Source organism: Keratinibaculum paraultunense (genome assembly GCF_016767175.1).
Lineage (GTDB): Bacteria > Bacillota > Clostridia > Tissierellales > Tepidimicrobiaceae > Keratinibaculum > Keratinibaculum paraultunense.
Map to the genome: position 1 here is coordinate 1292891 of NZ_CP068564.1, position 19123 is coordinate 1312013.

The following is a 19123-nucleotide window of genomic DNA, read 5'->3' on the forward strand; positions in this document are numbered from 1 at the left end:
AAATCTTAATATCTATTTTTCCCTAATATCCACTATCTTTCTAGCAACATATCCACTCTTTTTAGCATCTCTCTAATAGGTAAATTATAAGGACATTTTTTCTCACAACTTCCACATTCTATACAATCCTTTGCCCTAAATTCCATAGCATGGTACCTATCTAATGCCCATTCCTTTAGATTATATCTTTTATAATATCCTTCCATTAAAAATTGTGAAGGTATGTCTATCCCTTGAGGGCAAGGCATACAATAACCACATCTCCTGCAAAATTCTGTCCCTAATTCTTTTGCCTCTTGGAATAATATTGCCCTTTCTTCCTCATTTAAAGGTATAATTTTTTCACCAATTTTAGCATTTTCCATTACTTGCTTTACGCTGTCCATACCAGGTATAGCTACTGTAACATTAGGATTATTTGTAATAAATCTTAAAGATAAATCTGTATTTTGAATTGCCCCTCCTGCTAATGGCTTCATAACTATTACTCCAATATCTAATTTATTAGCTTTTCTAAACACTTCTTCTGCCTGCCTCTCTACTGGATTATATGGACATTGAATTGTAGCAAACTCTCCTGTATCCATAGCCTTATCCAGTACTTCTGGCATATGACTAGTTATTCCTATTTCTTTTATTATCCCTTTTGCCTTCACTTCTTTTAAAGCTTTCAAACCGCCCTCATCACCCATTACAAAATCTAATTCTTCTAAAGACTTGATATTATGAAATTGAAAAAGATCAATATAATCTGTATTTAAATTTTTTAAACTAATGTTTAATTCTTCTAATATTCCATTATAATCTCTTTTACCGGATTTAGTAGCTAAAATAAAATTTTCTCTACCATGCTTCTCCAATCCACAACCTATTAAAGATTCGCTAACAGTATAACCTCTAGCCGTATCAATAAAATTAATGCCAGCTTCTTTAACTGCACTAATTATTTCTATGGCTTCTTCTCTACTTACTCTTTGAATAGGAATACCTCCAAATCCTATTACTGATACTAAAAAATTAGTTTTCCCTAATCTTCTCTTTTCCATAATTAGCCTCCTTATATTATAATTTCTTTTGCAAAATCATTATAAAAACCTTAGCTCTTAAAAAACCCCTCCTCATTTTAATATTCCAAGTTAGCTTTAAATTTCAAGATAACTATCAAACTCTTTCCATAAAATTATCATAAAAGTAACAGCATTAATGTTAATAGTTATAAAACCAACTTCTGCTATAACCCCCTCTAATAAAATCGATGACTTCTAATTGAAAAAGTTTGGTACTTTAAATTTATTAAAAATTTCCTTTAAACCCTCTTCAATTTCCTCCCTAGAAAAATTATTTTCTTCTAAAAAGTCGTCCTCAAAATTATTTAATCTTTCATAAAAATCTAAGGCTAATTCCATATACCTTTTATTATCAGTATCTAAATTTTCAAATAGCAGATTTTCAGCCTTGTTTATTTTCCCTTGTTCCAATAGAATAATCAACTCCTTATGAATATAATCAGTTTTTGTATACTCTTCTAGGATTGGCAATTCATAAGTCACCTCATCCTTGTTTAAAAAAGTCCTGGCTAAAAATCTTACTAAATTTCTTATCTTACGCATTATATAATCTTGTTCAAACATAATATATGCCTCCTCCTAAAAACACTTAACAAATTTGTATTATAAACATTTACTAAAACTATATCGCTCCAAGTAGATTGTTCCACTAATTGAACCAAAAGACCTTTTGTTTCTATATATATCTAGATATAGTTTAGTGCTTTCCGATGAAATATATGGTAAAATATCACTAATATTATACCATAATAAAGTAATCTCCTGATAACCTATTCAAAAAAATCCGTCCCTGTAAAATATTTTATACTAAAAAATATTTATAAAACTGTAACTAAAAGTATATAAAAAAATTTCATGCCGATAACATATATAGGAGGGATAGAAATGAAAATTGATGGTATTGGAATAAGTAGTGCATACAATAATTACGGTAAAAGCAATATAAATGAAGATACTTCAAAAACGGAGATAAAAAGTAGGAATAAATATTATGGGAAAGAAGCTTGGATGGTTGAAAAAACAAAGGAAAAGTATGATAGGTTATATAATGAAACTAAACATATGGGAGTAGAGGAAAGACGAAAGTATATTTATAAAAGATATTTTGACCCTTCTGCACCTCATTATGTTCAGGGAATGACTGATAAAGAGAGGCAGAATTGTTGGCATTTTGAAAGAGATTATGAACAACATCGTTTAATATCTAACTTTTGTTTATACGATCCAATGTTTAGAGGGATTACAGTTAATGGACTTGTTGAAAGTGAAAAACAAAAACTTCACAACAGAAATATGATAAACCAACAAATTCAAAATATACTAGATAAAAACAATATTACAATTCCTCAAGGACAAAGATTAAGTTTTTCTATAGATCCATTTAATTATATAATAACTGTGGAAGGGCTTGAGGATGAAAAAACAAAGAATTTAATTGAAGCAGCATTGAATGAAGGAAATAATGGAAGGGAATTATTTTACCATATTTCACAGACATTAAAAGCTGATTCGCCACAGAAAACAGAAGAAATATATGAAAAGTACTTATTAATGAGAGAAATAAAGAAATACACAGGGTTAAATATAAATGAACTTGAGGTTAAAAATGGGAAATTTATAACAGAAGATGGACGAGACCTTATGGATATATATAGAAATGGTGTCAAAAATGCAAAGTATGTAGATGACTATCATAAAGGCTCTGTAATATCCTTCTATGGTTCTTTATTAAATAAATATGCTCAAAAAGGTATAGACTCTGTTCCAGACATGATTTTAAAAATAGACTGGCAAGATGGACGCTTAATAGATAAAGATGTATATTAGAAACAAATAAAAGGGACAGTCCCTTTTATTTGTTTTCTGACAGCCTCCCTGTGTTTTAAATGTTAAAAATTAATAAGTGTCAGTAATATCGTATTCATAATTTATGTGCATCTTAACATTATTGAAGAATTGAAAAAACTGATGTTTTAGATTCATATTCAGTTAAAATAAAATTTAAAAATATAAAGAGTAAAAATGATGACAAAGAAATATATATCTTTTTAGATACAGTAGACACTAAATTAGTAAATATCCCTGACTATGAAGTAATACTCCATAGTCAGGGATATTATTCCCATCCCCACTATCCATTAAGATACACTTTCAAATTGACTATTGTATAGGGTGTAATAAAATCCACCTTTTGCTAAAAGTTCCTCGTGGGTTCCTTTTTCAACAATATCTCCATCCTTCATCACCAATATTAAATCTGCATTTCTAATGGTTGAAAGTCTATGGGCTATTACAAATGAGGTTCTTCCTTTCATCAAATTATTCATAGCCTTCTGTATTAATAACTCTGTTCTAGTATCTACAGAAGATGTGGCTTCGTCCAATATAAGCACTTTTGGATTGGACAGTATTGCTCTTGCTATGGTAAGTAGCTGCTTCTGTCCTTGAGATATATTACTTGCTTCTTCGTTTATAACCATATTGTATCCATCAGGCAATGTCATTATGAATCTATGAGCATGGGCCATTTTAGCTGCTTCTATGACTTCTTCATCTGTAGCATCAAGCCTACCATATCTTATATTATCCATTATAGTGCCATTAAATAACCAAGTATCTTGAAGCACCATACCAAAATTTTTCCTCAAATCCTCTCTTGAAAAATCCCTTATATCTATGCCATCTAACAGTATTCTACCACCATTTAAATCATAAAATCTCATTAGAAGTTTTACTATGGTAGTCTTTCCTGCTCCTGTAGGTCCTACAATGGCTACCATCTGTCCTGGTTCTATGTCTTGAGTAAAATTTTTAATTATCAATTTATCTTCATCGTATCCAAATTTTACATTTTCAAAGGTTACTCTTCCCTTTATATCTTCTAATTTTACAGGGGTTTTAGTATCTTCTACTTCTTCCTCTTCTTCTAAAAACTCAAATACCCTTTCCGCTGCAGCTATAGTAGATTGTAACACATTACTTATCTGTGCTACTTGAGTTATAGGTTGAGTAAAACTTCTTATATATTGAATAAATGAAAGTATGTCTCCAACTTCTATAACATTTCTAATGGTGAGCCATCCACCTAAAATAGAAACTCCAACATAGCCTAAATTCCCCACAAAGCTCATTATAGGCATCATCATTCCTGAAATAAATTGGGATTTCCAAGCTGATCCATATAGCTTTTGGTTAATATCTTCAAATTCTGAAATTACCTGATCTTCAGCATTAAATGCCTTTACTATATTTTGTCCTGCATATACCTCTTCTATATGTCCATTTACCTGTCCTAGAAATTTCTGTTGCTCTCTAAAATATTTTTGAGATCTTTTTACCACAGTCATAATCAAAAAAGCTGAAATAGGTAAAATCAATAAAGCTACAATGGTCATCTGCCAAGATATGGATAGCATCATTATAAGCACCCCTATAAAAGTAGTGGCAGATGTTATTATTTGACTCATGCTTTGATTTAAAGATTGACTTACCGTATCTACATCATTGGTAATCCTTGATAATACTTCCCCATAGGGAACTGAGTCAAAATACTTTAAAGGCAATCTATTTATCTTTTGTGAAATTTCCTTCCTTAAGTTATAAGAAACTTTTTGTGCTACACCACTAACTATAAATCCTTGTATATAGGAAAACAAGGAGGATAGACCATATAATCCTAATAAAATCAACAATATTCTTTTTATATAGCTAAAATCAATTCCTGGTCCTCCAGATATTTTGGATATCAATCCTTCAAATATCTTTGTTGTTGCTTTCCCAAGTACTTTAGGGCCTACTATTGAAAATATAGTGCTTCCAATAGCAAATACTATAACTATAATAAGTTTAACTTTATATGGACTTAGATAGTCAAGCAACTTAGAGAAAGTTCCTTTAAAATCCTTTGGTTTTTCAAATCTTCTACCTTTACTCATTGAAGTTCCTCCTCTGATAACTGAGACATAGCAATTTGCCTGTAAATATCGCATTTTTTCAATAGTTCTTTGTGAGTTCCTATACCTACTATTTCCCCTTGATCTAAAACTACTATTTTATCGGCATTCATTATTGTACTAATCCTTTGAGCTACTATTAAAATTGTTCTATCTTTAATTTCCCTTTCTATTGCACTTCTAAGGGCTGCATCAGTTTTAAAATCAAGTGCTGAAAAGCTATCATCAAATATAAATATCTCTGGTTTTTTAACTAAGGTCCTTGCTATAGACAATCTTTGTTTTTGACCACCTGATACATTGGTTCCCCCTTGAGCTATTTCATGTAGTATACCCTTTTCTTTTTCATCCACAATTTCCTTTGCTTGAGCTATTTCTATAGCTTTTAAAACATCTTCTCTAGTAGCATCAAAATTTTTCCCATATTTTAAATTGCTTTCTATAGTTCCTGTAAACAAAACACCTTTTTGAGGAACATAGCCAATTCTTTCCCTTAAATCCTTAAGTTCCATATCCCTTATATCAATCCCATCGAGTAAAATTTGTCCTTCTGTAGGATCATAAAACCTTGGAATTAAATTTATAAGGGTAGATTTCCCACTACCTGTACTTCCTATAAATGCAGTGGTCTCTCCAGCATTTGCAATAAAGGATATATCTTTAAGCACATATTCCTCTGCTCCTGGATATTTAAAACTAACATTTTTAAATTCTATTGTTCCCTTCACATCTCCTGTAATCTTTTTAGGATTTTCAGGATTTTTAATAGTCACTTCTTCATCTAATACTTCTACTATTCTTTGAGCTGATACTGATGCCCTTGGTAATATTATTGAAATAGCAGATATCATTAAAAAGGACATAATTATCTGCATAGTATATTGCATAAAGGCCATCATATCTCCAACTTGTATAGCTCCACTATTTATTTCATGAGCTCCTATCCACACTATGAGTAATATTATACAATTCATTATGAGCATCATGGTAGGCATCATTATAGCCATCAATCTAGATACAAATAAATGGGTTTTAGTTAAATCCTTGTTTACTTCATCAAATCTATCCTCTTCATATTTTTGGGTATTAAAAGCCCTTATGACCATAATTCCATTTAAAGCTTCCCTTATTACAAGATTAACTTTATCTACTAATTTTTGAATTACTTTAAACTTTGGTACAGCCATAGAGAACAAAACTATGACAAGAGCTAAAATAGCCACAACTCCCACTGCTATTATCCATGCCATAGAAGTATTGGTTTCTAAAACCTTCACAATTCCCCCAATTCCCAGTATAGGGGCATAAAACACTATCCTTAGTAGTAGAATTATAAACATCTGTACTTGTTGTATATCGTTAGTACTTCTAGTTATTAAAGAAGCGGTTGAATATTTGTCGGATTCTGCATTTGAAAAATATATAACTTTTTTAAATATATTATCCCTTAAATTTCTTCCAAGGGAAGCTGAAACCCTAGCAGCTAAAAATCCAACAAATATTGACGCTACCATACCTCCTAAAGCAATAAGTAGCATCTTTCCACCTGTAGACAATATATATCTAGATTGGAGTTTGCTAATATCTCTTCCTATTTCTTCATACTCTGATTTTATGAACTTTATTGCCGATTGGATTATCATGCTATCTGGTATGTTTTCAAATTGCTTATTCATTTTTTCTTTCATTGCATCAAATTGTTCTTTAGGTAAATTTTCCAACACCATAAATGGATCTGTTCCTTCTGGAAGATCTTTGAAGGGACTTTCTATTTCCCCTTCTTGGGCACCAATTCCTTGAGGTACCCCTTCCTCTATACCATATAAAATCAATATAGATTTACTTAAAAAAGAATTCATCTTTTCCATATCCTCTTCAGAAACAATATCCGATAATATATATAGGCTTTCATTTTCTAAAGCCTTATATTTTTTAGAATAATCCTTAAATTCCTGTTCAGTTAAATTACTTTTATCTATTAACTTATAATTTTTATCTACTATATTCTTTTCTTCTTCATCTAATAGTATCTTCAACTTTTCCATCTTTTCAGCTCTAATAACCTGAGGTACAGCATTTTCTATCCCATTTTGCTGTATTCCCACATTAACTATATTGGACATATAATCAGGAAGAGCAAGATCTGCCATAGCTTGAGCAAAAAGCAATCCTACTATTATTAGCACCAATACAGTAAAAGGTTTAAGCTCTTTTATTATCTTGACCATATATTTCATTTCCTCCTAGCATAGTTTAAAATTTATCATCTATAAATTTTCCTTCCTCTTCAAATGCATCTATAATATTGTTTTTCATCTTTAAAAATAAACTTTTTAAAGTTTCTTTTTCTTCTTCTGTAAAATCTTTAAAACACTCCCTTTCTATTTGTTTTACCACTTTAATGGTATCTTCACATACCTTTTTCCCTTTTTCAGTGAGATAAACTCTAGATACTCTTTGATCCTTATCGTCTTTTTTACGAACTATTAAATTTGCCTTCTCCATTCTTTTAAGCATTACCGTTATAGTTGAAGGCTTAATTTTTAGTTTATTCGCCAGTTCTTTTTGGCTTAAACCATCTTCTTGATTTAAAATAAAAAGCATAGGTGGTTGACCTGGATAAACCCCTATTTCTTCAAGAAGTACATGAGTCCTATAATAATGAAATCTAATCACTTCTAAAAAATTATAATATAATGAATCCTTACTTAAAATCTCCATATTAACCTCCTATCTAAATAAATATATATTTAGCCGGCTAAATATATATGATTATATTAACACTTATATATATATTAGTCAATAAATATTTTTTAAACCTTTATTTAATTATTCAACCTGGCACTAACATACTAACTTATTTATTTATCAATTAACTATTTATTTTTTTCATTTGGATCAATCTGTTTCCATGTAATTCTCTTAATACACCTAATACATAAATTTCGCTCGTAAACACATTATAATCTTTAATTGATATAAATCCTATTGGTATATCTCCTATATAAGCTACAAAAAACACTTTATCTCTAACGCCAAGAATGTATTCCTTTTCTAAATTATCTTCGTCCCAATAAACCTTAACTCCCTTTATAAAGAATATCGTCTTCTACTTTTGAATAGGGAAGTTTGCCACCACTCCAGAAATAATAAGCATTTACTGTACCTAAATTTGGAGTGCCTATCATAATTAATTTATCTATAGAAGCAGGATTAAAATAAATCATATGGAACCAAAAAGTCCTGGTATAAAGACAATAGTATAATCCATTGTATTCCTCCTCTATACCGGGATATTTTGAAGTTGATAAAAATGTTATTAATCCCTCATTATTTTTATATCTATTGCTATATCCTTCTCGTCAAACCATATAACTAGCCATTCACTATCTATTCTTACTAAACCCCTTTCAGCCCCTAAATAGTATACTATATTATCTACTTCCTTAAAATACTGAGTATCTGAAGGCTTACCTAATAATTTTATAATATCATCCTTAGACATATTTAAAATTTTATGTTTTTCTAATAAATCATCCACCATCCAAACTCTCTTATCCTGTTTTCCTATCCATTTTTCATAATTAAATTTGCTTTCAGCTTCATTGTATACTACCAAGCCAAAAGAAATTAACACAGGAAGTATAATTAGTATGAGATTAATAGTGATATGCTTTTTACTTATAAGACCTGAAGTCTTAAATAGTCCATATGTAATAAGAAGAAATAAAATAAATGGTACAAATATTCCTACTACGCTATATATATATTAATTTCAGAATGCATAAACTTTATCCAAGATATAATTAGACTATAATAAATTAAATATAGGAACAATAATATTATGGATATGATTTTGGTTTTTTTACATATATTGTTATCTAACATGACGATCTCCCGTTATTAAATTTATCTTTTTGAATAATATAATATACCTATTACCCCCACTAAAAAACTAACAATATTAGCCACTATGGCAAATGTCTTTCGTCTAGATTCTGAATGCTCTACTAAATATTTTTTAAATAATTTCGTTTCAATAATTAAAATTATTATTTCAAAAGGTATATAGAAGAATATAGCAGCCATAGAACCTTGTTTATACATAGCTCCAAATATAATAAAAGTTAGCAGTACCTGAGTTAATAAATTAATTAATACAAATGATTTCCAATTTTTCTTTAGACTAAAACCAAATAAAAGTAATATTAGCCCTTCAATTAATAAAGTCGTAGGGTAAGTAGTAAGAAATTGCTTAATATATGCAAGAACAATTGAGTTTTCCCACAATTTTTTAGTATTATAATCAAAATATACTCTACTATTAAATGCCTTTCTCTTTACAATATTTTCTGACACTATGGTTTCTCCATCTGCAAATTTATCTTTCCAAGCTTGAATGTTTTCGTGAGACAAGTAGAACCGTAAGATTCCGTAGAAAATCCAACAAAATATTGATAAATTATACTATAATTCACCTATTTTTATCTTATGCTTTCTGTTTTGCTTTAGAAAAATATAATCCCATCAATATAAATGCCACAGCAAATGACAATTGCATAAATATATTAAAGCTTATATCTGAAAAAGAATTAACTGTAGTACCATTTACTTTAACAAAATAATAGGTTGGGAAAAATTTCGCCAATAATAAAGTCTTCTCTCCTAAAAATTCTTGAGGCACCATTACTCCTGATATAAAGGAAGTAGCAAGGGATAATACTGTAGCTAATCCACTAATAACAAATTTATTTTTAGTAAAATTATTAATAAAAAAAGTAAAACATAATATGGTAAAAGAAAAAACTATAATATTTATTACATATTTAATAAAATCCACTTCTCCAATATATTTTCCCTTTAATACAATACTTCCCAAAATAAAAATCGATGTGATTATAGCAGCTATGGTCAGTTGTCCTAAATACAACTCCATATTAAAATTTAAAAATTTTTTTGAAGATATTTTCATTCTGCTATCTATATTTTCATCTGTAAAATCAGTCATTACCATCCCTATTATGGCTATATACATAGCTATAATTACATAACTTGTAAAATTATAATAATTCCTAAACCATTCATTATTGATACTGTTATTTTTTTCTCTATTATTATTTGCCAACTTCACCTTTGCCTTTTCTCTTAATGCTAAATTTACATTAGCTAGATTAAACTTTCCATCTTCATAAGTAGCATTTGCAAACATAAGGAATTTATTTATTTGATTTTGTATTTGCATAGATTCTATTTTTCTATCATCATTGTAAATTTTAATAGATTTTTCTTTGTTTATAACTTTTTCTTGAAAATCCTCTGGAATTATTATTATAGCATCTGCTCTTTCTAAAAATATCTGCTCCTTTATATAATCCTCATCATCTATGGTATCTACCATATTGTGTTTCCCTTCTAAATAATCTTTTAAGCCAGTGGATAATTCACTATTAGAATTATCTATGATGCCAATATTTAATCTAGTTTCCATAAATTTGGGCTCTCTTTCAGTAGCACCTGATCCAGATATTAAAGACATGGAAAAAAATATTATAGTATAGCCAAGAATAGTCCATTTGTTTTTTAATGCTATTTTTATAAAATATTTATAAACTGTCATAGCTTTTCCTCCTTAAAAACATATAGGACAACAAAATTAAGACCCCACAATAACTGAATAAAATCATAATTCCTTCCCCTACAGTTTTAGTGCTTTCTAAAATATTTATCCTATACAAATTATTGCTAATTATGGATATGGGATTTATCCTAGCTAAAATAGGTACATGTTCATCTATTACATCTTTCATCCAAGGCCCCATCATTCCAGATAAAAAGGATAAAAACAAAGTACTAGCAACACCAATTAAAATCTTTGTATTCATACTCTTTTTATTGGAAACTCCAATAAACATCCCAAGGGATACCCCAAACAAATTTCCAATTATAATAAGAATAATGCTGTATTTTATATTTTTAAGTAAATCAATTTTTAAAACATATTTTACAAATAAAAGCAGTACTCCATTTGCCAATAGATTCAAAAATAAAGCAACTATCACTCCTGCTAGTAAAAAATTTTTCTTTTTAAGAGGAGTACTATTGACTCTTACCCCTATATTAGATAAATTAGCTTGAGTTAAACTAGCAGTTGAAATACCCGCATTAATACTATAAGTAGAAAACATGGCAATTAAGGAAAAAAATGCTACTATTATGGAATTTGCCTTTTGATTTCTATCTACAATATAATTAGCTTCAAAATCATAATTTTCAATAGGTCTATTTAATTTTTCCATTTGTTTTATTTGCTCTATTATTTCTTTAATAATTGTTTGATTTATTCCAGATTTCTTCACAGTTAAGTTTAAATCTTCGTCTATAAAACCGTGAATTTCTTCATTGTCTAGTTTCTCTATTACTTCCTCATCAGTTATTTTATGAATATTTATAAATTCAATCTCTTCCAAGACCTGTTCAATGGGATTTTCATCAACTATTCCTACATCTATATTTGTTAATTCTATATCCATCATTCCACTAAAGGCAATATTAAAAAACATAGCTAAAATTAATGGATATAGCATTACCCAAAAAGAAAATCCAGCATCTCTAAGTAAGTTTTTCCCTTGATATATTATATTTCTAATTAAATTTTTCATCTAATCCCTCAACTCCTTCCCAGTTAATTCTAGAAATACATCATTTAAAGTAGGTAACTGACTTTGGAGTTTTGTATATACCAATTGATTTTCCTCTATAAAATTCATAAGATTAACTAAATTATTAAATCCATTTTCAAATTTTATTATATAGTCCTCCCCAGCTTTTTCTATGTCCATTACATGAAGTATATTTTTCATATTCTGAACTGTTTCATCTTCTATTTCTGTAAATCCAACTACTATTTTTTCAGAAGTACTTATCATAGACTTTAATTCTTCATTTGTACCAGAAACCAAGCCCCTACCTTTATCCATTATAATAATCCTTTTACAAAGTCTTTCTGCTTCTTCTAAATAATGAGTTGTATATATAATAGTACTGCCTTCATCATTTAACTTCTCTATACCATTTAATATGAAATTACGACTTTGAACATCCACTGCAACAGTAGGCTCATCTAAAAATATTAATCTAGGTTTATGTGCTATACCGCAAGCAATATTAAGTCTCCTCTTTAAACCTCCACTTAATTTTTTAGGATAAAATTTAGTATAATCTTTTAATCCTACAAATTCTATGGCTTCTTCTACATATTGTTTTCTTTTATTTTTATAATCTATATATAGTCCGCAAAAATAGTCTATGTTTTCTATTACAGTTAAATTTTCAAAAACTGAAACCTCTTGAGGTACTAAACCTATTTCTCTTTTAATATCATAAGAATTGGGAGTCATCTTTTCCCCAAAAACTCTGATCTCGCCTTTATCATAATTTAATAAAGATAATATACAATTTATAGCTGTAGTTTTGCCACAACCATTTGGACCTAAAAGGCCTAGGATTTCTCCTTCTTCTACTTCCATATTAAAATGATCAAGGGCGATTAATTCTTTATATCTTTTAACTAAATTTTTTACCTCTACTACCATCTAAATACCTCCTCTATCTCTTAAGATTATTATATAATGGTTAAGGTTTCCATTGTAGTGTCTAAAGTTAGAATCTCGCATGACATTTGTCATAAAATTAGTTGTATTTTAAAAATTTCATTAGTATAATGGAATAAAGGTGGGAAATTATATGAGAAAATTTGCAGAAAAGTTTTTAATCATTCTGTTTTGCCTATATAATACATATAAAATAAATCCAGATAAAAACTTAGCTTTTTATTTTCTTATAAGCCTTATTCTTTCTTTGCTTTTAGATTTATTACATACGAAAAAGAGAAGAATTTCTCTTTACATTTTATTTATAATGCTATGCTTTTTCGATAATTTATTTATTTTTTATTTACCTTTGATTTTATATAATATTTATTTAGATTTTGGCATATATACTATATTAGTCACACCTTTAGTTCTAATGATTTCCCCCATAACAAATTTAATGGTTTCTATTATTTCTATTTATTTTTCGGAAATGTCTAAAAAGTATAAAATTATTTTAACTGAAAATAAAATAGTAAGAGATAAACTAACAGAAGATAATATTTATCTAAAAAAATATAATAAACAATTAAAAATAGATAAGGAAAAAAATATACAAATTGCCATACTTACAGAAAGAAATCGTATTGCAAGAGAACTTCATGATTCCATAGGTCATGCCATAAGTAGTAGTATACTTCAAGTAGAAGCCTTAAAGATAATCTCCAATGAAAATGCTGTCATATCTGGTTTAAATACATTACAAAACACCTTATCTAATGGTATGGAAGATATTAGAAAAAACATACACAATCTTTATAGCGAATCTTTAGAATTAAAATCTCAAATTGAAAAACTTTGTAGAGAAATTCCAAATATAGACACAGAAATTATCTATAATTTAGAAGACGATCTAGATTATAATTTGAAATTTGATATTTTATCTATTGTAAAAGAAGCAATAACCAATTGCATTAAACATTCCAACGCTACAAAATTAAAAATAACTTTACTTAGTCAGCCAAAATTTTATTCTATTGTCATAAAGGATAATGGAAGTATATTTGATGAAAATGTTTTCAAAAACTCTAAAGGTATAGGACTTATGTCTATGGAGGATATAGCTAAAAAATATAATGGTTTTTTAAATTATAAATTTGATGATGGTTTTCAACTACATTTAACTTTAATGAAAGGTGATATTGTATGAATATAATTATTATAGATGATGATCCTTTGGTAGTAGAATCTTTAAAAACAATTATAAATGCCAATGGTATAAATATATTAGCAATAGGATACGATGGTCTAGAAGCAGTAAAATTATATGATAAATATAGACCAGATTTAATGCTTATGGATATTAGAATGGAAAAAATGAATGGAATCGAAGCTACTAAAGAAATTTTGGCTCTTTGTCAATATTTGGGGTGGGATTTTCTTAAATCCCGCTCCATTACTATTTTTACCCTTATTTTTGTGTTATGATTGAGATGGATAGAATTACATGTATTTTGGGCACACTTAAATAAACCTAGCTAAAATGTAGGCTTCTTACAGGTATTCACTTTTAGAAGTTTAGCTTGTACAGTGAAGTATTCTATTACGAAATCTATAAAAGTTTTTAAGTCCAAAGGATATTCGTTTTAATACTTTGATTTTATTGTTGAAACCTTCAGTTGGACCATTAGTATAACCATATTTAAAGGCATTTTTAATTTCCTTATGCCATCTTCTATATGTAGCTGCACATTTTTCAAACTCTGGTATTCCAGAGCTTTCTGCATTTTGAATCCACTTAGCTAATTCCCTACATTGGTAGGAATATTTATCGCTTTGACAGATTTCATAAAACCATTCTTTAAGTTTATGGGCAATACGTAGGTCATCATTATATAAAAGCATTAAATCAACGGCTTCTTTATTCTCATCCTTAAGCTTATGATATCGCGTTAAAATCAGTTTTCTACTCCGTTTATAGTATTTTCTAAGAGTAGCAGTCATAGATTTTTGTATGCGTTTCCTGACATTTTCAATAGCCCAAGTTACATGCCTAATAAAGTGGTATTTATCGATAACAATTATAGCATTAGGGAAAAATACTTTAGCTAAATCAACGTAAGGCTGCCACATGTCGCATACAAAGAACTTCACCTTATTCCTTTCCTTACGAGAAAATTGCCTAAAGTAGCCTACAAGATCACTTTGACACCTGTCAGGAATAATATCTAAAACCTTATTGTTTTCCCCATCAACAAGAATACACTGATACTTTCCAGTCTCTGCATTCCCCTTAAACTCATCAATACATAGAACCTTAGGCAGTGTAGGAGTACCATAGTTGACATGATTAAAGATACGAATAACAGTAGAAACAGAGACGTTGGCCACTTTAGCTACAGAAGTTAGACTAGTTAGCTTGGTAAGCTCTTGGCAAATAAAAAATGCTAAACGGTTAGTCATGCGGTGATAGCGAGGTAAAAAGTCATAAGACTCATAAAACCTTTTTCCACAAGAGCAAGCATACCTTCTTTTTCTAAGTACAAGATAGGTATGTTTAAATTGAAAAGGTAAATCCTTAATTGTCTGTTCTCTGTAGTCATGAATTTTTTTAGTTTAGCACCACAAGCAGGGCAAATATGCTCTTTTGGATCAGTTGTAATGTAGATTTTAACGAAAGAATCCTCATGCGATATTTTAGTTACTTTAACCCCTTTTAAATCTAATAATTGTGTGATAAAATTAGATTGCACTTGTGAATAAACCTCCTTTGTATGTTTTTTTAGCCAATTAACATTTTAGCAGGTTTATTTCACGAGTGCATTTTATTTTTAGAAAAAATAAATGTTAGGGTAAATTATTTTCCACCCCAACATTTATTATAGAACCTTAAAATGAAAGGGGCTGTTTTATTACAGTATTAACTTTGGAGAACACCATTCATATCTAAAGGATATGTTTAACATAAATTAGCCAAGAAGATTAAAAGAGAGTACTAGGGATTGATGGAACTTCTTTGAAGTTTTTGTTTTATTCAATAAAATAAGTTGAAGTATGTCGGAATAAAATGAACGAAAATTCTTGAAAATACAATTTATGGATGATATAATAAACGATGAGAAATATTATATACATAATAGATACAATAATTGGAAATAAATAGTCTTCCACAGAGCTATTATCTTTCAATTATTCTCTGTGATGAGGACTAGATTATTATAAATAAAGGGGGGAATAGAGGAAATGACAAAGTATATTGGAAATGCCTACATACCTACTATGGCAGAATCTTTAAATATGTAGGTTAGCTGTTTTGAGAAAATGGAGGTGGTTTAGTGGTTCTTGTAGATACTCCTTGGGAAAGACTTCCTAAGTTTATTTTGTTTGTATTTGGTATCCCAATTTTCTTGATAGGGGTTATATTACTGGTAGTAAGCGAAATTTGGGCTATTATTTTAATTGGTTCTATATGGATTATCTTTGGAATAGGGCTCAAAATTAAAAGCATTTATAATAGCCGAAAACTTGAGACTTTAAAAAGAAAAGGTATTTATTATGAAGGTTCTGTGGTAAAAATAATTCCAGTACCCTGGATTAGGATTGGAAGCTTTATAACAGCGCGTGTTGAATGCCTCTATAAAACTAAAGGAGGAGATTTTATAACCAGAAGTGGCTATTATCTTTTACTACCTTCTGATAGAAGAGAAGATTTATATGCAAGAATCTATATTGATCAAAACAATTCAGGTACACACATGGTTGAACTATTTCGAAAGGATTATGGCGTTTCAATTTAATATTAGATTTGACTAGAATAACATGCTAATTGATCCATAATTTCTTTTTTGTTTTGGAAAATGTTAAGATGTATAAAATGCAATGACATATTTATAGTCCAGAAACATAAATATTTAGAATTTTTTTAAAATATACAAGGTCTGAGGTGGTTATTTAATGAAATTGTCAAAATATAATTTGTTGGTCCAGAGTGTTTTTCTGAAAGTGAGATTGGTGATGTATTGTACAATCTATGGAATTTTGCGGAAAAACAGGGATTCAAATACAAGATACGTCCTATGAGAAAGACCATGTATTGTGGGTTGTATAGCAACAACCAATTCACAGTTGCACCAAACTGTGATGTTTATAAATGTTGGGAACATGTGGGGCAGGAGGAACATCTAATGGGGAAAATAGATGAGAATGGAAATTTGAGAGTGACTTATGCATATTACGATTGGATGTCAGTAGATCCCCTTAAAAACGCGGAATGTAGTGAATGTGTATACCTTCCAGTTTGTGGTGGAGGATGTGGTGTAGTAAGCTATAACGAAACAGGTACTTATCATGCAAAGGGTTGCTTTAAGGTTAAAGGTACTATCGAAAAGCAGGTTCTAAAATATGTAGAAGAAATAACTAAAGCCAATATTGATCCTCTAAATTATTGCGATTGCAAAGGTGGTTGTGGTAAAGAGTGATTCGAAAAATAATTAAGAACTTTAATATTATTATTAAGAATAATATATTTGTTTTAGGAATTGTTTGGCGCCTTTCAAAACTGCGATTTTTGATAAAAATAATTGTTACAGTTATTTCGTCAATCTTACCAACAATCAATATTATAATTGTAAGATATATAATATCCTTATTAGAAAGCGATATACCTAGAACGGATACTATGCTGCGGCAGTTGTTTATTGTCATCATAGGGTTAACAAGTATGCAGCTTATACCTAAACTTTTCTTAGCTTTTAATAGTGCGTTAATAGAGCCTTTTCTGGCTTCTAAAATTAACAATTATATGAACGAAATGTTTTTTGACAAAGCACAGCTGTTTGAATATAAAAACTTTGAAGACCCGAACTTTTATGATAAGTACACAAGGGCTCTGGCACAAACAGAGAATATTCCACATATGGTTTTTAATTCTTTCTTTCAACTTTTTGGAAGTATAATCTCTATTTTATCTTTGTCAGCACTTATAATTTCGATGGATTGGGTAGTCATTATGTTCACTATGTTTGTAGTTCTAGTGAATTTTATCCAATCCATTATTTCAGGCAAGCTTGATTTTAATATGGCACAGGTACTTACTCCAATTTCTAGGAGGCAAAACTATCTTAAAAGAGTATTGTATAATGCTGCTTATGCAAAAGAAATACAGTGTAATGATGTTATAGGTACAGGCAAAAGATATTATTTTGAAGCCTTTGAGAAATTATTAAAAATATTGAAAAGGTATGGTATCAAATCGGTTGGTTTGAATGTTGTTTCAATACTGTTGACAACCGCATCATCAACTACAATGATGTTATATCTTTTTTCACGGGTGTGGCTTGGAGTTTATTCTATAGCTGATTATTCTGCTCTTATGAGTTCTTCAGGTCAATTTGAAGGTACATTAAAAGCATTTTTTGAGAGTCTGTCCAATTTTTATAGAAATAGTCTTGAAATCGATAATTTAAAGTTTATCTATTTTTACAAAAGAGAAAGCACTGATGGTCACTTAACATTAAATGCTGAAAGACCATATACATTGGAAGTAAAAAACTTATATTTTAAGTATCCTAATTCCGATAAGTACGCCTTAAAGAATATATCTTTTAAAATTAATGCAGGAGAAAAGGTTTTGCTTGTTGGATTAAACGGATCTGGAAAAACAACTCTAATAAAAATACTATTGGGTTTGTATCAGCCACAAAGGGGAGAAATATTAATTAATGGGATTAATTTAAAAGAATATAAAAGAGAAGAAATATTAAAAAAAATGGGCGTAGTATTTCAGGATTATCAAACTTTTGCTTTTACTATTAAAGAAAATATATCTTTTGAAGAAGAAATGAATACAAGAGTTTATGATATACTTGAAGAATTAGATTTAACACCTGTAATAAAGGCATTACCAAATGGCATGCATACATCTTTATCAAAGGAATTTGATACCATAGGGACTCTTTTATCTGGTGGTGAAGCTCAAAAAATATGTATTGCAAGAGCATTAAATAAGGAGACAGGACTCTACATATTTGATGAACCTTCAAGTGCCTTGGATCCTATTTCAGAATACAAGTTGAATAAACTACTAGATAAAATAACAAATAAGACTGTTATTATTATTTCACATCGACTGACTACGGCGATAACGGCTGATAATATTTTATTTTTAAAATCTGGGGAATTAGTAGAACAAGGAACTCACAAAGAGCTGATGAAAAGAAAGGGCTATTACTTTGATTTGTTTACAAAGCAGGCTGAAAAATATGGTACTGAGTACTTAATTAGCAGTTTTTAAATGGTAGAGCAAGCTAGGAAGAAAATTTACATATGGACAAGCACTCTATATATAAGAATCTAGCTTCACCATATACATAACCTTATTTAGCTCTATTCTTATAGGGAATTAAGAGCTGTTTTTTTCTATTTTTAGTTACTTTTCTCAGATATTTAGGTTTGGTTTTTCGGCTCTTTGTCAATAGTTGGGGTGGGATTTTCTTAAATCCCGCTCCATTACTAT

The 19123-nt window shown here is 29.3% G+C and carries 17 protein-coding genes and 2 pseudogenes; 6 read left to right on the forward strand and 13 right to left on the reverse strand.

Translation table 11 applies throughout. The annotated features are described in order from the left end of the window. Positions 1 to 32: 32 nt before the first annotated feature. Both JL105_RS06435 and JL105_RS06440 read right to left on the reverse strand, forming a co-directional pair. A complete protein-coding gene (locus JL105_RS06435; RefSeq protein WP_132028775.1) occupies positions 33 to 1046 on the reverse strand; it encodes an aldo/keto reductase in 1014 nt (337 codons plus the stop codon). Between the two features lie 216 nt (positions 1047 to 1262). Continuing rightward, on the reverse strand, positions 1263 to 1631 hold the full coding sequence (locus tag JL105_RS06440; protein WP_132028772.1) for a DUF6483 family protein: 369 nt from the start codon (positions 1629 to 1631) through the stop codon (positions 1263 to 1265). A 321-nt stretch (positions 1632 to 1952) separates the two neighbouring features. Here JL105_RS06440 and JL105_RS06445 point away from each other — a divergent pair, with 321 nt between their 5' ends. Next, a complete protein-coding gene (locus JL105_RS06445) occupies positions 1953 to 2894 on the forward strand; it encodes a DUF4885 family protein (protein WP_158280046.1) in 942 nt (313 codons plus the stop codon). 311 nt (positions 2895 to 3205) lie between these two features. Here the strand turns inward: JL105_RS06445 and JL105_RS06450 are convergent, their stop codons facing one another. From JL105_RS06450 to JL105_RS06490, 9 genes are all read right to left on the reverse strand, one after another. Beyond that, positions 3206 to 5002 (reverse strand): ABC transporter ATP-binding protein, encoded by a 1797-nt coding sequence (locus tag JL105_RS06450; RefSeq protein ID WP_132028767.1) that lies wholly within the window; start codon positions 5000 to 5002, stop codon positions 3206 to 3208. Continuing rightward, positions 4999 to 7248: an ABC transporter transmembrane domain-containing protein gene (locus tag JL105_RS06455; RefSeq protein ID WP_132028764.1), complete on the reverse strand. Its 2250-nt coding sequence runs from the start codon at positions 7246 to 7248 to the stop codon at positions 4999 to 5001. The genes JL105_RS06450 and JL105_RS06455 overlap by 4 nt, the downstream gene beginning before the upstream one ends. A gap of 25 nt (positions 7249 to 7273) precedes the next feature. Then, the gene (locus tag JL105_RS06460; protein ID WP_132028761.1) at positions 7274 to 7741 is read right to left on the reverse strand and encodes a MarR family winged helix-turn-helix transcriptional regulator; all 468 of its coding nucleotides are present in this window, start codon (positions 7739 to 7741) and stop codon (positions 7274 to 7276) included. Positions 7742 to 8100: 359 nt separating this feature from the next. Then, positions 8101 to 8247 (reverse strand): hypothetical protein, encoded by a 147-nt coding sequence (locus tag JL105_RS06465; RefSeq protein WP_158280044.1) that lies wholly within the window; start codon positions 8245 to 8247, stop codon positions 8101 to 8103. A gap of 92 nt (positions 8248 to 8339) precedes the next feature. Beyond that, positions 8340 to 8564, reverse strand: coding sequence for a hypothetical protein (locus JL105_RS06470; protein WP_202690444.1), 225 nt, complete (start codon positions 8562 to 8564; stop codon positions 8340 to 8342). 365 nt (positions 8565 to 8929) lie between these two features. After that, positions 8930 to 9379, reverse strand: a complete 450-nt coding sequence (locus JL105_RS06475; RefSeq protein ID WP_132028755.1) for a hypothetical protein — start codon at positions 9377 to 9379, stop codon at positions 8930 to 8932. 130 nt (positions 9380 to 9509) lie between these two features. Beyond that, positions 9510 to 10637 carry an ABC transporter permease gene (locus tag JL105_RS06480; RefSeq protein ID WP_132028752.1) on the reverse strand — a complete coding sequence of 376 codons (1128 nt, stop codon included), beginning with the start codon at positions 10635 to 10637 and terminating at the stop codon, positions 9510 to 9512. Beyond that, entirely contained in the window at positions 10624 to 11679 is a 1056-nt protein-coding gene (locus JL105_RS06485) for an ABC transporter permease (protein WP_132028749.1), read from the reverse strand. The genes JL105_RS06480 and JL105_RS06485 overlap by 14 nt, the downstream gene beginning before the upstream one ends. Further along, complete coding sequence (locus JL105_RS06490) at positions 11680 to 12612, reverse strand: ABC transporter ATP-binding protein (protein ID WP_132028747.1); 933 nt, start codon at positions 12610 to 12612, stop codon at positions 11680 to 11682. A gap of 151 nt (positions 12613 to 12763) precedes the next feature. On the opposite strand from JL105_RS06490, the gene JL105_RS06495 reads away from it, so the two are divergent. Both JL105_RS06495 and JL105_RS06500 read left to right on the forward strand, forming a co-directional pair. Beyond that, complete coding sequence (locus JL105_RS06495; RefSeq protein ID WP_132028744.1) at positions 12764 to 13819, forward strand: sensor histidine kinase; 1056 nt, start codon at positions 12764 to 12766, stop codon at positions 13817 to 13819. After that, positions 13816 to 14097: a response regulator gene (locus tag JL105_RS06500; RefSeq protein WP_237722240.1), complete on the forward strand. Its 282-nt coding sequence runs from the start codon at positions 13816 to 13818 to the stop codon at positions 14095 to 14097. Before JL105_RS06495 ends, JL105_RS06500 begins: the two co-directional genes overlap by 4 nt. A 90-nt stretch (positions 14098 to 14187) precedes the next feature. Here JL105_RS06500 and JL105_RS06505 read toward each other — a convergent pair. Continuing rightward, positions 14188 to 15162: pseudogene (locus JL105_RS06505) on the reverse strand (ISL3 family transposase); the annotation flags it as partial. Positions 15163 to 15168: 6 nt separating this feature from the next. Beyond that, positions 15169 to 15216: pseudogene (locus JL105_RS11765) on the reverse strand (hypothetical protein); the annotation flags it as partial. Positions 15217 to 15944: 728 nt separating this feature from the next. Here JL105_RS11765 and JL105_RS06510 point away from each other — a divergent pair. The 3 genes from JL105_RS06510 to JL105_RS06520 all read left to right on the forward strand — a co-directional run bounded on the left by JL105_RS06510 (position 15945) and on the right by JL105_RS06520 (position 18901). Next, positions 15945 to 16406, forward strand: coding sequence for a hypothetical protein (locus JL105_RS06510; RefSeq protein WP_132029745.1), 462 nt, complete (start codon positions 15945 to 15947; stop codon positions 16404 to 16406). A 291-nt stretch (positions 16407 to 16697) separates the two neighbouring features. Further along, on the forward strand, positions 16698 to 17087 hold the full coding sequence (locus JL105_RS06515; RefSeq protein ID WP_211333338.1) for an SPASM domain-containing protein: 390 nt from the start codon (positions 16698 to 16700) through the stop codon (positions 17085 to 17087). Then, positions 17084 to 18901, forward strand: coding sequence for an ABC transporter ATP-binding protein (locus JL105_RS06520; protein ID WP_132029741.1), 1818 nt, complete (start codon positions 17084 to 17086; stop codon positions 18899 to 18901). The genes JL105_RS06515 and JL105_RS06520 overlap by 4 nt, the downstream gene beginning before the upstream one ends. Positions 18902 to 19123 lie beyond the last annotated feature (222 nt).

Bases quoted from the DNA above. Each gene is read 5' to 3' on its own strand.
- JL105_RS06435 (WP_132028775.1), bottom strand. From the start codon at position 1,046: ATGGAAAAGAGAAGATTAGGGAAAACTAATTTTTTAGTATCAGTAATA.
- JL105_RS06440 (WP_132028772.1), bottom strand. From the start codon at position 1,631: ATGTTTGAACAAGATTATATAATGCGTAAGATAAGAAATTTAGTAAGA.
- JL105_RS06445 (WP_158280046.1), top strand. From the start codon at position 1,953: ATGAAAATTGATGGTATTGGAATAAGTAGTGCATACAATAATTACGGT.
- JL105_RS06450 (WP_132028767.1), bottom strand. From the start codon at position 5,002: ATGAGTAAAGGTAGAAGATTTGAAAAACCAAAGGATTTTAAAGGAACT.
- JL105_RS06455 (WP_132028764.1), bottom strand. From the start codon at position 7,248: ATGGTCAAGATAATAAAAGAGCTTAAACCTTTTACTGTATTGGTGCTA.
- JL105_RS06460 (WP_132028761.1), bottom strand. From the start codon at position 7,741: ATGGAGATTTTAAGTAAGGATTCATTATATTATAATTTTTTAGAAGTG.
- JL105_RS06465 (WP_158280044.1), bottom strand. From the start codon at position 8,247: ATGATTTATTTTAATCCTGCTTCTATAGATAAATTAATTATGATAGGC.
- JL105_RS06470 (WP_202690444.1), bottom strand. From the start codon at position 8,564: ATGGTGGATGATTTATTAGAAAAACATAAAATTTTAAATATGTCTAAG.
- JL105_RS06480 (WP_132028752.1), bottom strand. From the start codon at position 10,637: ATGACAGTTTATAAATATTTTATAAAAATAGCATTAAAAAACAAATGG.
- JL105_RS06485 (WP_132028749.1), bottom strand. From the start codon at position 11,679: ATGAAAAATTTAATTAGAAATATAATATATCAAGGGAAAAACTTACTT.
- JL105_RS06490 (WP_132028747.1), bottom strand. From the start codon at position 12,612: ATGGTAGTAGAGGTAAAAAATTTAGTTAAAAGATATAAAGAATTAATC.
- JL105_RS06495 (WP_132028744.1), top strand. From the start codon at position 12,764: ATGAGAAAATTTGCAGAAAAGTTTTTAATCATTCTGTTTTGCCTATAT.
- JL105_RS06500 (WP_237722240.1), top strand. From the start codon at position 13,816: ATGAATATAATTATTATAGATGATGATCCTTTGGTAGTAGAATCTTTA.
- JL105_RS06515 (WP_211333338.1), top strand. From the start codon at position 16,698: ATGTATTGTGGGTTGTATAGCAACAACCAATTCACAGTTGCACCAAAC.